We start from the raw sequence: 15,835 nt of genomic DNA, 5'->3' as shown, positions 1-15,835 counted from the left end.
ATATAGAAGAAACATGATGATTATTGTTTGTTGACGCTTGTTTGTTTAGTTTTCAAAGAGCAATCTTTTCTTTGCCGCTCATAGGCGACTTTATTAATATATCACGTTGTCACGTTTTCGTCAACAACTTTTTTGTTTGGTTTGTTGCTGAATAACAGCGACAAAAAATATATTAACATGTAGTGCTACACAGGTCAATATTTTTTTAAAAAAGAAAATTGCCACTGATAAATCAGTGGCAGCTGCTACAATATCCATGTTTGGATGGCGACCAGTGCCACCAAGCCCGGAATGCCCAAAAAACCTGAAACAGCAGAGGTTGCAATATTGATTGGCACATGAATGCCTGAACTGTTTCCAAAAGCATTTAAAAAAAACAAAAACAGCGCACCAATCAGCAGTTTGATGATGCCCTGCCCTGCGAAACGAAGGGGCTTCACCGGCGCCCCCAATAACAGGAGCAATAATATCGAACCGCCTAAAATTGCAATAACAACAATCGGTTCCAGTCCTGATCCCCCTCCCGCCACTGACTTGTACTAATAATATATGTACAAGTATCAAAAAAAGACCTTCTGTGAGCGGAGGGTTATCCTTTAATTTTCATTGAGATATGCCTTGCTTTAGCTTCTTTAAACAGAAAAAAATATTTTGCTTCAGCCATTTTTGCCTCGCACATAAATTCTTCTGACGGATCGAAGCTTTTTTCAACCAGGGATTTTTGATTATTCCAGCGGGCTTTTAATTCATTTAATTGAGCCAATAGTTTTTGGTCGAATTCTTTTCTAAGCCACCCTTTTTTACGAAATAACATCTTTGCTCCTCCAGTTGCAGTTATACTTCCCTGCGGCCCTCTAAAGCCTTTGATAATGTGACTTCATCAGCATATTCCAGATCTCCGCCCACCGGCAATCCATGGGCGATCCTTGTAGTGCGTATGCCGGATGGTTTCAGTAATCTGGATATATACATCGCGGTTGCTTCACCCTCAATATTAGGGTTCGTCGCAAGGATTACTTCCTGCACGGTTTCGTCCTGAAGCCTTTTCAACAGATCCGGGATATTGATATCCTCCGGGCCTATGCCATCCATAGGTGATATCGCTCCATGCAGAACGTGGTACAGGCCATTGTATTCCTTCATTTTCTCCATCGCGATGACATCCTTTGGATCCTGGACAACACAAACAACGGTTCTGTCCCTGCGCTGGTCTTCACAAATATAGCACGGATCCTGGTCAGTGATATGGCCGCAAACTGAGCAATACGTTAAATTGCGTTTAGCGTTCACGAGGGCTTTTGCGAAATCCAGCACACTGTCCTCTTTCATGCTTAATACAAAAAATGCCAGACGCGCAGCCGTTTTAGGGCCGATACCTGGCAATTTCATAAAGCTGTCAATCAGCTTTGATATTGGTTCAGGATAATGCATTTTGTTTTATTCCCCCTAGAACATTCCCGGAAGGTTCATCCCCTTTGTGAATTGCCCCATAGTTTTATTGGTAAGCTCATCTGCTTTCTTCAAAGCGTCGTTGGTAGCGGCCAGAACAAGATCCTGCAGCATTTCGACATCGTCTGGGTCAACAACTTCCTGTTTAATGTTCACTTCAACTATTTCCTTATGTCCGGTAACAACCACGGTCACCATGCCTCCACCGGCGGTGCCTTCCAGCTTTTGTTCTCCTAAATCTTCTTGTGCCTGCTGCATCTGTTTCTGCATTTTTTGCATTTGTTTCATCATATTTTGCATATTACCCATTCCACGCATAATCTAACTACCTCCACGTTTTAGTCTTGAATTTCTATTAAATCAGCACCAAAAAGTTTTTTTGCCTCCGCAATAATCGGTTCTTCCTCCTGGCTGTTGCCATCCGCTGGATGTTCATTGCGCTGGATGCTGATAAAACCTTCTCTAATTTTAAGCCACTGGTCTTCAGGTGCGCCGATGACCTGCATCCTTTTTCCTGTTAGATTCTGCAGGCTGCTGATGATGGTTTCAACAAATCTGGCGTTTTCCATGGCCATTTGGCAGTGAATCTCGTATTTAAATTTAATGACTAGTGCTTCGCCGGACGCTGCCACCGGTTCAGCCTCATTTAATAATGCCGCTTGTGATCGCATTTGTTTGCTCACAAGCATATCGCGAATTTCTCCCCAACGACCCTTAATGGCTTGGAGATCCTGTTTGGTTGCCTGCTTTAATACTTCGGTGATTTTGCCTGCAGGTGCCTGAAACCCTTTCCTGCTGGCTTTTTGAGGTTTCTTCTGCACCGGCATGTCTGAATTGGCTGAAAATCCGGCCGCATTTGTTTGCAACTGTCCTAATTTTTCTTCCAGCTGCTGGATCCTGTTCAAAAGAGGCTCGATTTCTGGCAGGCTCTTCATTTGCTGTTCAGACTGGCACAGCTTGACAATCGCCACTTCCAGGAATATTCTCGGGTGATTGGTCCAGCGCATATCCTGCTGGGCCCTGTTCAGTTCTTCAATTAATTCATATATTTGGCCATTGTCAATCTCTTCTGATAACTGCTTGAATTCTTCATCAAGCATGACCCTGTCCAGTGATTCTTCAAGATTAGGTGCGGATTTATAAAGCAACATATCCCGATAAAAATAAATAAAGTCTTCTATGAACCTTGATGGGTCTTTCCCCAGGAACAGCAGCTCATCAAGGGCTTCTAATGCAGTTGCTGCATTTTTCTGTTGTATTGCCCTGGCTAATCGATTAAGGAAATTTTGTGATACTGACCCAGTTACAGTCAATGCATCTTCGACCGCAACAGTTTCTCCGCTAAATGAAATGGCCTGGTCAAGCAAGCTCAGCGCGTCCCTCATTCCACCTTCTGCAGCCCTGGCAATAATATGGAGAGCTTTTTCATCACACTTGATTCCCGTTTCATCAATAATTAATTTCATCCTGCCCACGATTGACTGGGCTGTTATTCGCTTAAAGTCAAAACGCTGGCATCTTGAGATGATCGTTAATGGGATTTTGTGTGGTTCGGTCGTCGCAAGGATAAACATTACATGCCTTGGCGGCTCCTCGAGCGTTTTTAACAGCGCATTGAATGCGCCAATTGAAAGCATATGCACCTCGTCTACAATATAAACCTTGTACTTGGTGGCACTCGGAGCATACTTTACCTTGTCCCGGATATCCCTTATTTCCTCCACGCCGTTATTGGAGGCAGCATCAATTTCAATCACATCTGGAATCGATCCATCTGTAATTCCTCTGCATGCTGCACATTCATTGCATGGCTCGGCCACAGGAGCTTTTTCACAGTTAACCGCCTTGGCTAAGATTTTCGCCGCACTTGTTTTGCCTGTACCCCGCGGGCCTGAAAAAAGATATGCATGTGAAATCTTTTGTTGAAGCAGGGCATTCTGCAGTGTCGTTGTGACGTGTTCCTGGCCGACCACATCCAAAAACTGCTGTGGACGCCATACACGATATAACGCCTGATAAGCCAAAGACACCGCCCCCTTCCATTTATTTATCTTCCCTATTATAACTTAAATATTTTTATTTTTACAAAGTGTAATTAAAGAAATACGGAGGCTGACACCCGTGTAAAACCTAAACAATAAAAAACCCACCCCGATATTTCGGGATGAGTTTGGGTTAGCATATTTAACTGCCGCGCACCTTCCTTCGACTGACCACCATAAGCGTTACTCAAGCAGTTAGCTCGGCCCAGGCAACCCTGCGGCACATGAGATGGTCCACTTAATGCTGCTTCCTTCCGGACCTGACATGGTTCATGGATTCCCATTGCGCAGGACCCGGACGTCAACACCACTTACTTGAGGCAGGCCCTACAGTAGATCAGCCTCAGGAAGGGATTCAGCCCCGCTGGAGCGGATTGCGAGTACAGGGCACCGCTACCTCCCCGCCTAGCACGGCAAAATTGAAACCTGATTTTAAGCGCCTATTCGACGCTTATATCAGTATACTAATTTTCTTGATAAAAATCAATGCTTATTCACTGTCAATTCCTGTATAATCAACCTGTTTTATTTGCGGTCATGTTTTTCCTGTTTTTTTCTTTCCCTTAACTGACGAAAAAAATCAGAAAGCATTTCTCCACATTCCTCTTCAAGGACTCCCGATATTACCTCGCTTTGATGGTTAAACCGTTCATCCTGGAGCAGATTCATGAACGTGCCGGCACAGCCTCCTTTTGGATCCTTTGCCCCATAAACAACACGGCTGATACGTGACAGCATGATAGCGCCTGCACACATTGGGCAAGGTTCAAGCGTCACATATAAGACTGCATTTTCAAGCCTCCACGTCCCTAGTTGCTCACATGCTTTTTCAATTGCGAGAATTTCTGCATGGGCGACTGAGCTCTGCTTTGTTTCCCTTAAGTTATGCCCCCGTGAAATGACTTCACCATTTAATACAATGACCGTTCCAATTGGAACTTCACCTATTTCGCAGGCTTTTCTCGCTTCGCTGATGGCCTGTTTCATATAAAATTCATCCAAGTCGCATTGGATATCCATTTTGCCACCTCCCTTGCTTTTGTCACCAACAAAATGTTTTGAGAATCCCCTTCCGGTCTAAAAAAAGGGAAAGGAGAGATACAAATTGACTCAGTCTAAAAATGTTGCACTATTAATCGTTGATATGATAAATAACTTTGATTTTGAACACGGTGATTTGCTTTCAAAAAGAGCAAAGGAAATCACTGGCCCTATTCTGGATATAAAAAATTTATTCAACAAACACGGCTTACCGGTTATCTACATTAATGACCATTATAATCTATGGCAGGCAGATTTCGAAAAAATAATGGATTATTGCCGAAATGAAAAAAGTGAACAGATTATTGACAAACTTGCACCAACCGAAAAGGATTATTTCCTGATTAAACCAAAGCATTCTGCATTTTACGGCACTGCATTGGACACCCTGCTTCAGCAGCTTAAAGTGGACACCGTTGTGATCACAGGAGTTGCAGGCAATATTTGTGTGCTATTTACAGCCAATGATGCTTATATGAGGGAGTATCAATTGATTGTTCCAGAAAATTGTATTGCTTCCAATCATGAACAGGATAATCAATATACCCTCAAAATGATGCGTGATACGTTAAAAGCAAATACAAAACCATCCTCCGAACAAAAATTCATCTAATAATTCATGTACCGTTTCATTCCTTCATACAATGGTTGTAGCGTTTATTTGCTTAGGGAGGGAAGAAAATGCAAATCCATGTGGTGAGAAGGAATGAGACGCTTACACAAATTGCCCAGGCATATGGTACGACAGTGGCTGAGATTGTTGATGCGAACGATGTCCCCAATCCAAATGACCTTGTCGTAGGCCAGACACTGGTCATCCCTATCGTCGGCAGCTTTTATTGGGTGCAACCGGGCGACAGTCTTTGGTCAATTGCGAGGAGGTTTGGCACTACCCCCGAGGAACTTGCAAGAATTAACGGCATTTCTGTAAATCAACAGCTGCAGGTTGGTTTTCGCCTTTATATCCCGCCTCGGCCGAAAAGAAATGCCGAATTTAATGCCTATGTTGAACCAAGAGGCACGGCCGTTGCCCCGGCACTTGAGCAAAGTGCCAGAGAAGCGGCTCCTTATCTCACCTATCTGGCACCCTTCAGCTTCCAGGCAAGACGGGATGGCACATTGAGGGAACCGCTATTGAATGAATTTCCCGCGATTGCCCGCGCAAACAGAAACGTCTTGATGATGGTTATCACTAATCAGGAAGAAGACCAGTTCAGCGATGAACTTGGACGTATTCTATTAAATGATATTGCCATCCAGGACCGCTTTTTAAATAATATTGTAGCGGCAGCGCGAAGGCATGGTTTCCGTGACATACACTTTGATTTCGAATATTTGCGGCCTGAGGACAGGGAAGCCTATAACCGCTTCCTCAGGAAAGCAAGAGACCGGTTCAGGCAGGAAGGCTGGTTGATTTCGACAGCCCTCGCCCCTAAGACACGAGCTGACCAGCCTGGGCGCTGGTATGAAGCCCATGATTACCGGGCACATGGTGAAATCGTCGATTTTGTGGTGATCATGACCTATGAATGGGGTTACAGCGGCGGGCCCCCCATGGCCGTGTCACCGATCGGGCCGGTTCGGGATGTGCTTGAATACGCGGTAACAGAAATGGCCCCTTCAAAAATCATGATGGGCCAGAATCTTTACGGATATGACTGGACCCTTCCTTACAGGCCGGGCACCGTCGCAAGGGCGGTCAGCCCGCAGCAGGCGATACAGATAGCCGCCAGGTACGATGTTCCCATCCAGTATGATACAAGGGCCCAGGCGCCGTTCTTTAATTATACCGATGATAATGGCAGGCGGCATGTGGTTTGGTTTGAAGATGCCCGTTCCATCCAGGCGAAATTCGACTTAGTCAAGGAACTGAACCTCAGAGGCATGAGTTACTGGAAACTGGGGCTGGCCTTCCCGCAAAACTGGCTCCTGATTACGGAAAACTTTAATGTCACCAAAAGGGAAACCTAAACATATACGCCTTTTCAAACTATGCTTTGATACATGAAAACAGCTGCCCAATCGGTCCAGCTGTTTTCCTTATTTTTACCCTCCAATATTCCATATCCTTTACACCCCGTAGTGTGTTAAAATGATTTTTGTGCTATTTATGATTACATAAATGTAAAATGCATACAGCTAGATAGAGAAGGAGGATATGCTGTGGGGGGGACACCTTTTATTACGGTGGAAGGACCAATTGGCGTTGGGAAAACATCGCTTGCCAAAGCTATTTCCGAGCAGTTTGGATTTGCTCTTTTAAAAGAAATTGTCGATGAAAATCCGTTTCTTGGGAAATTTTATGAGAACATAGAAGAGTGGAGTTTTCAAACAGAGATGTTTTTCCTCTGTAATCGATATAAACAGCTTGGAGATATTAATGAACACTATATCAGCAAGAATCTGCCGGTTGTCGCTGATTACCATATCTTTAAAAACCTGATTTTCGCCCAGCGGACATTAAATCATAAGGAATACAAGAAATATTATGACATCTATCAAATATTGACAGATGACATGCCAAAGCCTAATGTGATCATTTATCTTAATGCAAGCCTCGACACATTGTTAAAAAGAATTAAGCTGCGGGGGCGGGAAATTGAGAAAAACATCAGCCCTCTCTATTTAGAGCAATTATCAATTGCTTATGAAGAAGCGATGATGCACTTTGAAACACAACATCCTGAAATTCCGGTTTTGCGTTTCTCGGGAGACGACATCGATTTTGTCAATAGTGAAGCTGACCTGCAATATATTATTGAACAGCTGTCATCATCTCTTAAAAAAGGAGCGTACAACCATGAATCTTCGAGAAAAATATGATATACCTGCAAACGCGGTAATCACCATCGCCGGAACGGTTGGAGTCGGCAAATCAACTATGACAAATGCGCTCGCCAAGGCATTGAATTTCCGGACCTCCTTTGAAAAAGTCGATACGAACCCTTATCTCGATAAGTTTTACGCAGATTTTGACCGCTGGAGCTTCCATTTGCAAATTTATTTTCTTGCCGAACGGTTTAAAGAACAAAAAAGGATTTTTGAATATGGCGGCGGTTTTATTCAGGACCGTTCAATTTATGAAGACACCGGGATTTTTGCGAAAATGCATTACGAAAAAGGAACAATGTCACCTGTTGATTACGAAACCTATAAAAGCCTTTTCGAAGCAATGGTCATGACGCCGTATTTCCCGCACCCTGACCTGCTCATCTACCTGGAAGGATCTATCGATGATATCGTCGACCGTATCAAGTTAAGGGGCCGTCCGATGGAACAGCAGACACCGATCGCCTATTGGGAGGAAATGCATGAACGTTATGAAAACTGGATCAATACATTCAACGCTTGCCCTGTGCTTCGCCTCAATATTAACGACTACGACATTGTTGACAACGAAACTTCCATTGAATCGATCGTTGAAAGGATCGCTTCATTTATCCGCCAGACCCAGCTTCTTAAAAAATAGGATGTACACTTAATCAGCCAGAAGAAAAGACCCGTACCACTCTCCAAGGTGATACGGGTCTTTTCTTTCATCTAATCTCGGTTTTTTTTATGATAAAAAAAATCCGCTACAGCAGTAACGGATTTCCTTAAACAATCTCCAAATTGTTTTATGCGCTAATGTTTAAGTTCAATAATGGCGGAGGAAGAGGGATTCGAACCCCCGCGCGGTGTAACCCGCCTGTCGGTTTTCAAGACCGATCCCTTCAGCCGGACTTGGGTATTCCTCCGTATCGACAAAAAATAATATAACATATATCTTTTCACTGGTCAACCCGTAAATTTGAATTTTTCCGGGCGGTGAGATACCGCCCGCAAAAAAAATGAATTTATTTGACCGGTTTGATATATTCGCGATTGCCCATGTACGGAAGCAATGCTTCTGGAATCAGGACAGTGCCGTCCTTTTGCTGGTAGTTTTCAAGAATGGCTGCAACCGTCCTTCCAATTGCCAGTCCGGAACCATTAAGTGTATGGACATGCTCAGGCTTTGCTTTAGGGTCGCGGCGGAACCGGATGTTGGCGCGGCGGGCCTGGAACCCTTCAAAATTGCTGCAAGATGAAATTTCCCGGTACGTGCTGTAGCTTGGCAGCCACACTTCAATATCGTATTTTTTTGCCGCCGTAAACCCTAAATCAGCTGTACACATGCTTAATACACGGTATGGAAGGCCGAGCAGCTGCAGGACCTTTTCAGCATGCCCTGTGAGTTTTTCCAGTTCATCATAGGAATCTTCGGGCTTCACGAACTTAACTAATTCAACTTTATTGAACTGGTGCTGCCGGATCAAGCCACGTGTATCCCGCCCTGCAGAACCGGCTTCAGAACGGAAGCAGGCGCTGTATGCGGCATAATTGATCGGGAGCTGGTCACCGTTTAATATTTCGTCCCGGTGGAGGTTTGTGACAGGAACTTCAGCCGTCGGGATCAAGAAATAGTCTTCACTTTCGATCCGGAAAGCATCTTCTTCAAATTTTGGCAGCTGCCCAGTCCCTGTCATGCTCGTCCTGTTCACCATATAAGGGGGAAGGACTTCCTGATAGCCGTGCTCTTCTGTATGAAGGTCAAGCATGAAGCTCATCAATGCGCGCTCAAGCCGTGCGCCAAGGCCCTTATAGAAGACAAAGCGGCTGCCGGTAACCTTGCCAGCACGCTCGAAATCGACAATATCCAGGTCAGTTGCAATATCCCAATGGGGTTTAGCTTCAAAGTCAAATTCGGGAACGTCACCCCATTTGCGGATTTCGATGTTATCATCCTCAGAGTCCCCTACCGGGACGCTCTCGTGCGGAATGTTCGGAATGCTTAAAAGAAGATTTTCCAGTGTTTCTTCGACCACGCGAAGCTCCTCATCAAGTTCTTTCACTTTGTCACCGACCGTACGCATCTCTTTGATCAAATGGTCAGCATCCTGTTTTTCCCTTTTTAATGCAGCAATTTGCTGGGAAACCTCGTTGCGCTTGCTCTTTAATTGCTCACTTTCAACAATCAGGTCACGGCGCCTTGCATCCAGTTCTTCAAACTTGCCAAAATCGGTCAAGTCTTCCCCCCGGTGCACAAGCTGTTTCTTTACCTGCTCAAAATTCGCCCTTAAATATTTTAAATCCAGCATCATGATTCCTCCTTTTGTCTTTTTCATTGTAAAAACAAAAAACTCCCGTCCCCTAAAAAGGGACGAGAGTTACCCGCGTTGCCACCCTGCTTGAAGGCATCATTGCCTTCCGCTTAAATAGATAACGGCTTAAGCCGAAAGTATTTGCCGCCCTTCGAACGGCTTTCCATACTTTGCTCGAGGACGGATTCACAGGTTCCATTTACCGGTTCCCACCTGCCACCGGCTCTCTAAAAAATGAAATCAAGCTACTGCTTCCTCTCATTGCTTTTACAATATCAATTTTGATTAATACATAATTTACTATAATTATCGGGTGTTTGCAACCAAATTATACAGTTAATTTCTCCTTCGCCTCTTTGACCATTTGGACAAAGTAGCCTGTCAGCCTGTGGTCATCCGTCAATTCCGGATGAAATGAGCAGCCAAGGAATTGTCCTTCACGGGCTGCCACGATCCTGTCACCATGCTTGGCCAAAATTTCAACATTCTCCCCAGCTTCGACAATATGTGGCGCGCGGATGAACACAGCTGCAAAGTCTTTCGCAACTCCGGCAATGTCCAGCTCGGCTTCAAAGCTTTCCCGCTGGCGGCCAAAAGAATTTCGTTCCACCGTAACATTCATTGCTCCTATGTGCGGCTGATTGTACCCGACGATCTTATCAGCAAGCAATATTAACCCCGCACAAGTCCCAAACATCGGTTTCCCGGACTCAGCAAACTTCTTCAGACCGTCCATAAATGCATATTTATCAATCAAACGCCGCATTGTAGTGCTTTCTCCACCCGGAATTACCAACCCGTCGACCTCTTCAAGCTGTTCCAGGTGTTTTACGACCACGGCTTCTGCATCGTTGGCTTCCAGGGCCCAGACATGCTCCCTTACTGCTCCCTGCAAGCCAAGTACTCCGATTTTTACCATTCTTTTGCTCCTTACCAGCCACGATCCTGCATGCGTGCTTCAGGTGCGAGTGATGAAATTTCGAGGCCCTTCATCGCAACGCCCAAACCTTTTGAAATGTTCGCAATCAGTTCATAATCCTGGTAATGGGTGGTTGCTTCCACGATAGCACGTGCGAATTTCGCCGGGTTGTCTGATTTAAAAATACCTGAACCAACGAATACACCGTCAGCCCCAAGCTGCATCATTAAGGCTGCGTCAGCAGGAGTGGCGACGCCTCCAGCAGCAAAGTTGACAACCGGAAGACGGCCCAGTTCCTTGATTTCCAGAAGCAATTCGTAAGGGGCTCCAAGAAGCTTGGCTTCTGTCATTAATTCGTCGGTATCCATTCCAACAACTTTGCGGACCTGGGCATTCACTTTCCGCATATGGCGGACAGCTTCTACAATGTTGCCTGTTCCAGGCTCACCCTTCGTCCGCAGCATTGAAGCGCCCTCACCAATCCTCCTTGCAGCCTCTCCAAGGTCCCGGCAGCCGCACACGAACGGTACAGTATATTCCCGTTTATTTAAATGGAATTCCTCGTCGGCAGGTGTTAAAACTTCACTTTCGTCGATATAGTCCACACCCATCGCTTCCAATACTCTTGCTTCAACAATATGGCCGATTCTTGCTTTCGCCATAACCGGGATTGTAACAGCGTTCATTACCTCTTCCACGATACGAGGGTCGGCCATTCTGGCCACTCCGCCTGCTGCCCGGATATCAGATGGGACTCGTTCTAATGCCATTACAGCAACAGCACCGGCCTCTTCCGCAATCTTTGCCTGTTCGGCATTCACGACATCCATGATTACGCCGCCTTTTTGCATTTCGGCCATGCCGCGCTTGACACGATCTGTTCCAGTTTTCATGATTTTTCCCCCTTGATCCTCTGCTGTTTATTTGATGCTAATAGTATACTGCTTATTGCTGTAATTATTAGGAAACATGACTAATTCACTCGGAATTATTTTTTCCTTATTGAAATCAAACAACAAAAAAGGCTTCCTGTCAATACAGGAAACCAATCCAAAAAACAGAAGTACAGGAGTTTGCCAGCAATGGCAAGGCTCTGTCAAAAAATTATGCTGTTAAAATAAACCTTTGACGGCTGAGGCGGCGCTGCCAAAAACGTCACCGAAGAATCCGCCGACTCCCCGCATCATCAATACGAACCAGTTCGCTTTTTCAATGCTCTCAGCTGCGACTACATCCGCCTGGATACTCCTCTGGCCTTCCTCAGTTAAATAACTGATGGATTGCCCGTTCTTTGGCTCCAGTTTCAAGTAGCCTACTTTTTCCCCTTTTTTAATTGGGGCTGTCAGTTCGCCGTCTTTGTTTAATTTCTTTTTATCGAGGACAAGCACGGGTTTGTATTGATCTTTCTCGCCATTCTTTATTACCGATGAAATCGCATCTTTTGAATGGATTTTCACCTTGTCTTCCTTCCCTTTTACCACTGGAAGAGACTTCTGGCTCTTTTCCTGGTAATTCTTCTTCACAATTTCCTCTTTTGAAAAATTATTGAAGCCGTAGTTCAGGATTTTTTCTGTCTCTGCAAACCGTTCATCTTTTGAACTGGTTTTCATGACAACGGAAATAAGGCGCTGGTCATCTTTTTTTGCTGTTGCGGTAAAGCAATAGCCAGCAAAATCTGTTGATCCGGTTTTCAAACCATCCACACCATTGTATTCAAAGACTAATCCAGGAAGCATGTAGTTGAAATTTTTGTACACACGGCCATCTTTAAAATTTAACTCCGGCATGCTTGCTGTTTTCAATACTTCAGGATAATCGTTTAACAAATGGTACGCCAATTTTGCTGTGGCACGGGCCGACATCACATTTTCTTCATTTTCCGCACCCGCAGGAGGATTTCCAAGCAGGCTGCTATTGTTTAACCCTGATGAATTTACAAATTTAAAATCTTTTAAGCCGAGCTCCGCGGCTTTTTTATTCATAAGTTCGACGAAATTTTTCTCTGTGCCAGACACAACTTCTGCCAGAGCTACAGTTGCAGCATTCCCGGAGAAAATCGCCATTGCCTGGTACAGTTCTTTGACCGTATAATCCTCACCCTGAGTAAGGCCTACATTAGAAAGCCCGGGTGCAGCGGATAATTTATGCACATACTCATTGATTTTAACCTTTTGGTCCCATTTGACCTTACCTTGAGCGATTGCTTCAAGAACCAAATATTCCGTCATCATTTTAGACATGGATGCCACGCCTAAAACTACATCTGCATTCTTTTCATATAAAACCTTACCCGATTCAGCATGAATCAGTATGGCAGCTTCAGCATTAAGGCCAAGCTGGTCTTCAGCGGCTTCCGCTTGTTGTGTAAACCCCGGTAAAACAGTTGCGAAACATACAAAAACGGCCGCAACAAGAACTGACAGCTGTTTGAAACGATTCAAAACAATTTCCCTCCAACTTTTTATCTCATAATCAATTAAGTTATTTATTTGCTTGGCATGTGAAAATTTGCACCTGTTAAGTTTAACATAAAAAAATCAAAAAAAATAGACAGAGAATAGTCACTCTGTCTATTGAAAAATAAGGAAATTCTGATTAAAAAGCAGGTCTATTTGACCAGTCGGTCTTCCTGGTAGAAGGCAGCCGCTTCTTATTCTCAGGTAGCAGAATAATTTGGGGCTTCCTTTGTAATGTGGACATCATGAGGGTGGCTCTCTCTCAAGCCGGCACCTGTCATTCGTATGAATTGGGAATTTTCCCTTAAGTCATGCAAATCTTTCGTTCCACAATAGCCCATTCCCGACCGGATCCCGCCGACAAGCTGGTAAATGGTGTCCGTAAGCGGGCCTTTATAAGGCAGCCTTCCTTCAATGCCTTCAGGGACAAACTTTTTGTTGTCCTCCTGGAAATACCGGTCTTTCGAACCTTTTTCCATTGCTCCGACTGAACCCATGCCGCGATACACTTTAAAGCGGCGCCCCTGGAAGATTTCTGTTTCTCCCGGGCTTTCTGATACGCCTGCCAGCAAACTTCCCAGCATTACGGCATGCCCTCCTGCTGCCAGGGCCTTTACAATATCACCTGAATATTTGATGCCGCCATCCGCAATAATTGCTTTTCCGTGCTTTTTTGCCTCGGTTGCACAATCATAAATCGCCGTAATTTGCGGTACCCCTACACCCGCAACCACTCGGGTCGTACAGATAGAGCCAGGGCCTATGCCTACTTTGACAATATCTGCACCTGCTTCAATCAGGTGCCTTGTCGCTTCAGCAGTTGCCACATTGCCAGCGATGATCGTGAGGTCAGGATAGGCTTTCCGTAGTTCTTTAACGGTATCAATGACACCCTTTGAATGGCCGTGCGCTGTATCCACAACTATGGCATCGACATTGGCCTTCACCAGCATTTCCACACGTTTCATCGTATCACTTGTAACCCCTACTGCCGCCCCGGCAAGCAGCCTTCCGTGGCGGTCCTTCGAAGAGTTTGGAAACTCGATGACTTTCTCAATGTCTTTTATAGTAATGAGCCCTTTTAAAATGCCTTCTTCATTTACTAGTGGGAGTTTTTCTATTTTATATTTCTGAAGAATTTTTTCCGCCTCAGCAAGTGTTGTACCGACAGGGGCAGTGACGAGATTCTCTTTTGTCATTACATCAGAAATGGCGATGGAGTAGTCCTGGATGAAGCGGAGATCCCGATTCGTTATGATTCCGACAAGCTTTTGCTCTTCTTTATTATTGACGATTGGAACTCCGGAGATGCGATAATTGCTCATCAGATGTTCCGCGTCAAATACCTGGTGGTCCGGTGTTAAGAAAAATGGGTCTGTTATAACACCACTCTCCGAACGCTTTACCTTATCCACTTGTTCAGCTTGCTGTTCGATCGTCATATTTTTATGTATGACCCCCAGGCCGCCCTGCCTCGCCATCGCTATGGCCATTTCCGCTTCTGTAACAGTGTCCATTCCTGCGCTGATGATAGGAATATTTAATTTGATCTTTTCAGACAGCTCTACTTTAAGGCTCACATCACGAGGAAGCACCTCTGATTTTGAGGGAATTAACAACACATCATCAAATGTGAAGCCTTCCTTCGCAAACTTACTTTCCCACATAGTAACTGACCCCCTTCAAGAAAATATTATTTGTAGGTTATCAATTGGACAAAATACTGTCAAGAAACGAACTATATGTTTGAGTTTTCTAATAACTTGGAGGTTGTACCATGCTGTACAAATATAACGGCTGGAGCAGCTATTGTGCGTTTTTTTCGGCAGACTACAGCCAGGCGTTTTTAAAAAAGTGCTATCAACAGATTAACTTGTCGCATCCGGAGCAAAAAAGCTTCGAGAACTGTTACCCCTTTATATATTATCTTGAACATGGAAAGATTTATTATGAACAGGCCGCATCTTCACCGATACATATACAGCCAATATTAATGTTCTACGGACTGATCCATATCATAAAAGCCTGTATTTTGACAGTCGAACCAGAATACCCTGAAACTACTTCTGTACTGGCCCATGGAGTCTCGGCGAGGAAAAGGAAAAAACAGCAATATCACTTTTTTGAAGATGAAGTAAAAATCCAAAAGAATGGGCTCTTTTCTTTAATGGCCGAAAAAATGTTTCACATGAAACAACTTGAAGGTGAAAAAGTTTCCATGGGCGAACTGCTTCAGCATATACCCGAACTTAAGGAGCTTTTCAAGCAGATGAAAGGCAAAGAAACATTTGCTGCTGTTACATATTCCAATGGCTGTTTTACTATGAACACAGACGTCCTGGATGCTTTCCATATGACGAAAGCAAGGTTTGAAGAGTTTTACCGGTCAAAATCACCGATTCATGCTTCATTCCTTCCTTCTGAAGACGGTTATATAAAATTCCAGTTGGAACAGTCCGGGCCAGAACGTATTGTTCCATTGAAGTTTCATTTATATGAAAAACAATACTTATTTCCTTTAACAAAGGATGTGCTGTTTGATTTTCCAGAATTGCTTCTTCATTATCTGCTTCTTTATAACTTAAGCATGATCGCCCGTTATGAAACGGAATGGTGGAGTGAACTTATAAAAATGATGCCTAATGAGGACTACCCATTTATTCAATCATTTTTAAATATTACATTAAGCAAGGGACCATATTTGATTTATGAATATTTGATGAACAAATAAGCAAGGTAAATAAAAAAACAGCTGACATAAAATCAGCTGTTTTCGTGTGCCCGGCGGCGTCCTACTCTCACAGG

Annotated in this window: 16 protein-coding genes, 1 tRNA gene, 1 other RNA gene and 1 other annotated feature; of the genes, 5 read left to right on the top strand and 13 right to left on the bottom strand. The window is 44.3% G+C overall.

Features of this window, described 5'->3' with window-relative positions; all coding sequences use genetic code 11:
• Positions 1-245: 245 nt before the first annotated feature.
• The 7 genes from CVD19_RS23215 to tadA all read right to left on the bottom strand — a co-directional run bounded on the left by CVD19_RS23215 (position 246) and on the right by tadA (position 4,511).
• A complete protein-coding gene (locus tag CVD19_RS23215; protein WP_101585558.1) occupies positions 246-509 on the bottom strand; it encodes a pro-sigmaK processing inhibitor BofA family protein in 264 nt (87 codons plus the stop codon).
• A gap of 80 nt (positions 510-589) precedes the next feature.
• Positions 590-814: a YaaL family protein gene (locus CVD19_RS23210; RefSeq protein ID WP_101585556.1), complete on the bottom strand. Its 225-nt coding sequence runs from the start codon at positions 812-814 to the stop codon at positions 590-592.
• Positions 815-834: 20 nt separating this feature from the next.
• A complete protein-coding gene (gene recR, locus CVD19_RS23205) occupies positions 835-1,431 on the bottom strand; it encodes a recombination mediator RecR (RefSeq protein ID WP_101585555.1) in 597 nt (198 codons plus the stop codon).
• A 15-nt stretch (positions 1,432-1,446) separates the two neighbouring features.
• Positions 1,447-1,767: a YbaB/EbfC family nucleoid-associated protein gene (locus CVD19_RS23200; RefSeq protein WP_101585554.1), complete on the bottom strand. Its 321-nt coding sequence runs from the start codon at positions 1,765-1,767 to the stop codon at positions 1,447-1,449.
• Between the two features lie 20 nt (positions 1,768-1,787).
• The gene (gene dnaX / locus CVD19_RS23195; protein ID WP_101585553.1) at positions 1,788-3,473 is read right to left on the bottom strand and encodes a DNA polymerase III subunit gamma/tau; all 1,686 of its coding nucleotides are present in this window, start codon (positions 3,471-3,473) and stop codon (positions 1,788-1,790) included.
• A 167-nt stretch (positions 3,474-3,640) separates the two neighbouring features.
• Positions 3,641-3,905: signal recognition particle sRNA large type (gene ffs, locus CVD19_RS23190), an RNA gene on the bottom strand.
• Positions 3,906-4,016: 111 nt separating this feature from the next.
• Entirely contained in the window at positions 4,017-4,511 is a 495-nt protein-coding gene (gene tadA, locus CVD19_RS23185) for a tRNA adenosine(34) deaminase TadA (RefSeq protein ID WP_101585552.1), read from the bottom strand.
• Positions 4,512-4,596: 85 nt separating this feature from the next.
• Between tadA and CVD19_RS23180 the strand changes: the two genes are divergently transcribed.
• From CVD19_RS23180 to CVD19_RS23165, 4 genes are all read left to right on the top strand, one after another.
• Complete coding sequence (locus CVD19_RS23180; RefSeq protein WP_257985267.1) at positions 4,597-5,145, top strand: isochorismatase family cysteine hydrolase; 549 nt, start codon at positions 4,597-4,599, stop codon at positions 5,143-5,145.
• Positions 5,146-5,213: 68 nt separating this feature from the next.
• Positions 5,214-6,503 carry a LysM peptidoglycan-binding domain-containing protein gene (locus CVD19_RS23175; protein ID WP_101585551.1) on the top strand — a complete coding sequence of 430 codons (1,290 nt, stop codon included), beginning with the start codon at positions 5,214-5,216 and terminating at the stop codon, positions 6,501-6,503.
• A 192-nt stretch (positions 6,504-6,695) separates the two neighbouring features.
• Positions 6,696-7,355, top strand: coding sequence for a deoxynucleoside kinase (locus CVD19_RS23170; RefSeq protein ID WP_101585550.1), 660 nt, complete (start codon positions 6,696-6,698; stop codon positions 7,353-7,355).
• A complete protein-coding gene (locus tag CVD19_RS23165; RefSeq protein WP_101585549.1) occupies positions 7,333-8,001 on the top strand; it encodes a deoxynucleoside kinase in 669 nt (222 codons plus the stop codon). Before CVD19_RS23170 ends, CVD19_RS23165 begins: the two co-directional genes overlap by 23 nt.
• A 175-nt stretch (positions 8,002-8,176) precedes the next feature.
• On the opposite strand, the gene CVD19_RS23160 is transcribed toward CVD19_RS23165, so the two are convergent.
• The 6 genes from CVD19_RS23160 to guaB form a co-directional block, all read right to left on the bottom strand.
• Positions 8,177-8,269 (bottom strand) — tRNA-Ser (locus tag CVD19_RS23160).
• Positions 8,270-8,368: 99 nt separating this feature from the next.
• Positions 8,369-9,652 carry a serine--tRNA ligase gene (serS, locus tag CVD19_RS23155; RefSeq protein WP_101585548.1) on the bottom strand — a complete coding sequence of 428 codons (1,284 nt, stop codon included), beginning with the start codon at positions 9,650-9,652 and terminating at the stop codon, positions 8,369-8,371.
• 55 nt (positions 9,653-9,707) lie between these two features.
• Positions 9,708-9,926 (bottom strand) — a binding site (T-box leader).
• A gap of 57 nt (positions 9,927-9,983) precedes the next feature.
• A complete protein-coding gene (gene pdxT, locus CVD19_RS23150; protein WP_101585547.1) occupies positions 9,984-10,574 on the bottom strand; it encodes a pyridoxal 5'-phosphate synthase glutaminase subunit PdxT in 591 nt (196 codons plus the stop codon).
• Between the two features lie 11 nt (positions 10,575-10,585).
• Positions 10,586-11,470, bottom strand: coding sequence for a pyridoxal 5'-phosphate synthase lyase subunit PdxS (gene pdxS, locus CVD19_RS23145; RefSeq protein ID WP_180953764.1), 885 nt, complete (start codon positions 11,468-11,470; stop codon positions 10,586-10,588).
• A gap of 216 nt (positions 11,471-11,686) precedes the next feature.
• Positions 11,687-13,015, bottom strand: coding sequence for a D-alanyl-D-alanine carboxypeptidase family protein (locus CVD19_RS23140; protein WP_101585545.1), 1,329 nt, complete (start codon positions 13,013-13,015; stop codon positions 11,687-11,689).
• Between the two features lie 215 nt (positions 13,016-13,230).
• On the bottom strand, positions 13,231-14,697 hold the full coding sequence (guaB, locus tag CVD19_RS23135; protein WP_101585544.1) for an IMP dehydrogenase: 1,467 nt from the start codon (positions 14,695-14,697) through the stop codon (positions 13,231-13,233).
• A gap of 110 nt (positions 14,698-14,807) precedes the next feature.
• Here guaB and CVD19_RS23130 point away from each other — a divergent pair, with 110 nt between their 5' ends.
• Positions 14,808-15,761 carry a YaaC family protein gene (locus CVD19_RS23130; protein ID WP_101585543.1) on the top strand — a complete coding sequence of 318 codons (954 nt, stop codon included), beginning with the start codon at positions 14,808-14,810 and terminating at the stop codon, positions 15,759-15,761.
• Positions 15,762-15,835: the final 74 nt, after the last annotated feature.

Origin of the sequence: Bacillus sp. T33-2 (assembly GCF_002860205.1) — a bacterium.
In the GTDB taxonomy this organism is placed as follows: Bacteria; Bacillota; Bacilli; order Bacillales; family Cytobacillaceae; genus T33-2.
Note: the sequence above shows the minus strand (reverse complement) of the source record. Positions and strands in the feature narration are given on the sequence as shown.

Coding starts and splice junctions, on each gene's coding strand:
- CVD19_RS23130 (WP_101585543.1), top strand. CDS start 14,808: ATGCTGTACAAATATAACGGCTGGAGCAGCTATTGTGCGTTTTTTTCG.
- tadA (WP_101585552.1), bottom strand. CDS start 4,511: ATGGATATCCAATGCGACTTGGATGAATTTTATATGAAACAGGCCATC.
- recR (WP_101585555.1), bottom strand. CDS start 1,431: ATGCATTATCCTGAACCAATATCAAAGCTGATTGACAGCTTTATGAAA.
- CVD19_RS23200 (WP_101585554.1), bottom strand. CDS start 1,767: ATGCGTGGAATGGGTAATATGCAAAATATGATGAAACAAATGCAAAAA.
- CVD19_RS23175 (WP_101585551.1), top strand. CDS start 5,214: ATGCAAATCCATGTGGTGAGAAGGAATGAGACGCTTACACAAATTGCC.
- CVD19_RS23165 (WP_101585549.1), top strand. CDS start 7,333: ATGAATCTTCGAGAAAAATATGATATACCTGCAAACGCGGTAATCACC.
- pdxT (WP_101585547.1), bottom strand. CDS start 10,574: ATGGTAAAAATCGGAGTACTTGGCTTGCAGGGAGCAGTAAGGGAGCAT.
- guaB (WP_101585544.1), bottom strand. CDS start 14,697: ATGTGGGAAAGTAAGTTTGCGAAGGAAGGCTTCACATTTGATGATGTG.
- CVD19_RS23210 (WP_101585556.1), bottom strand. CDS start 814: ATGTTATTTCGTAAAAAAGGGTGGCTTAGAAAAGAATTCGACCAAAAA.
- serS (WP_101585548.1), bottom strand. CDS start 9,652: ATGCTGGATTTAAAATATTTAAGGGCGAATTTTGAGCAGGTAAAGAAA.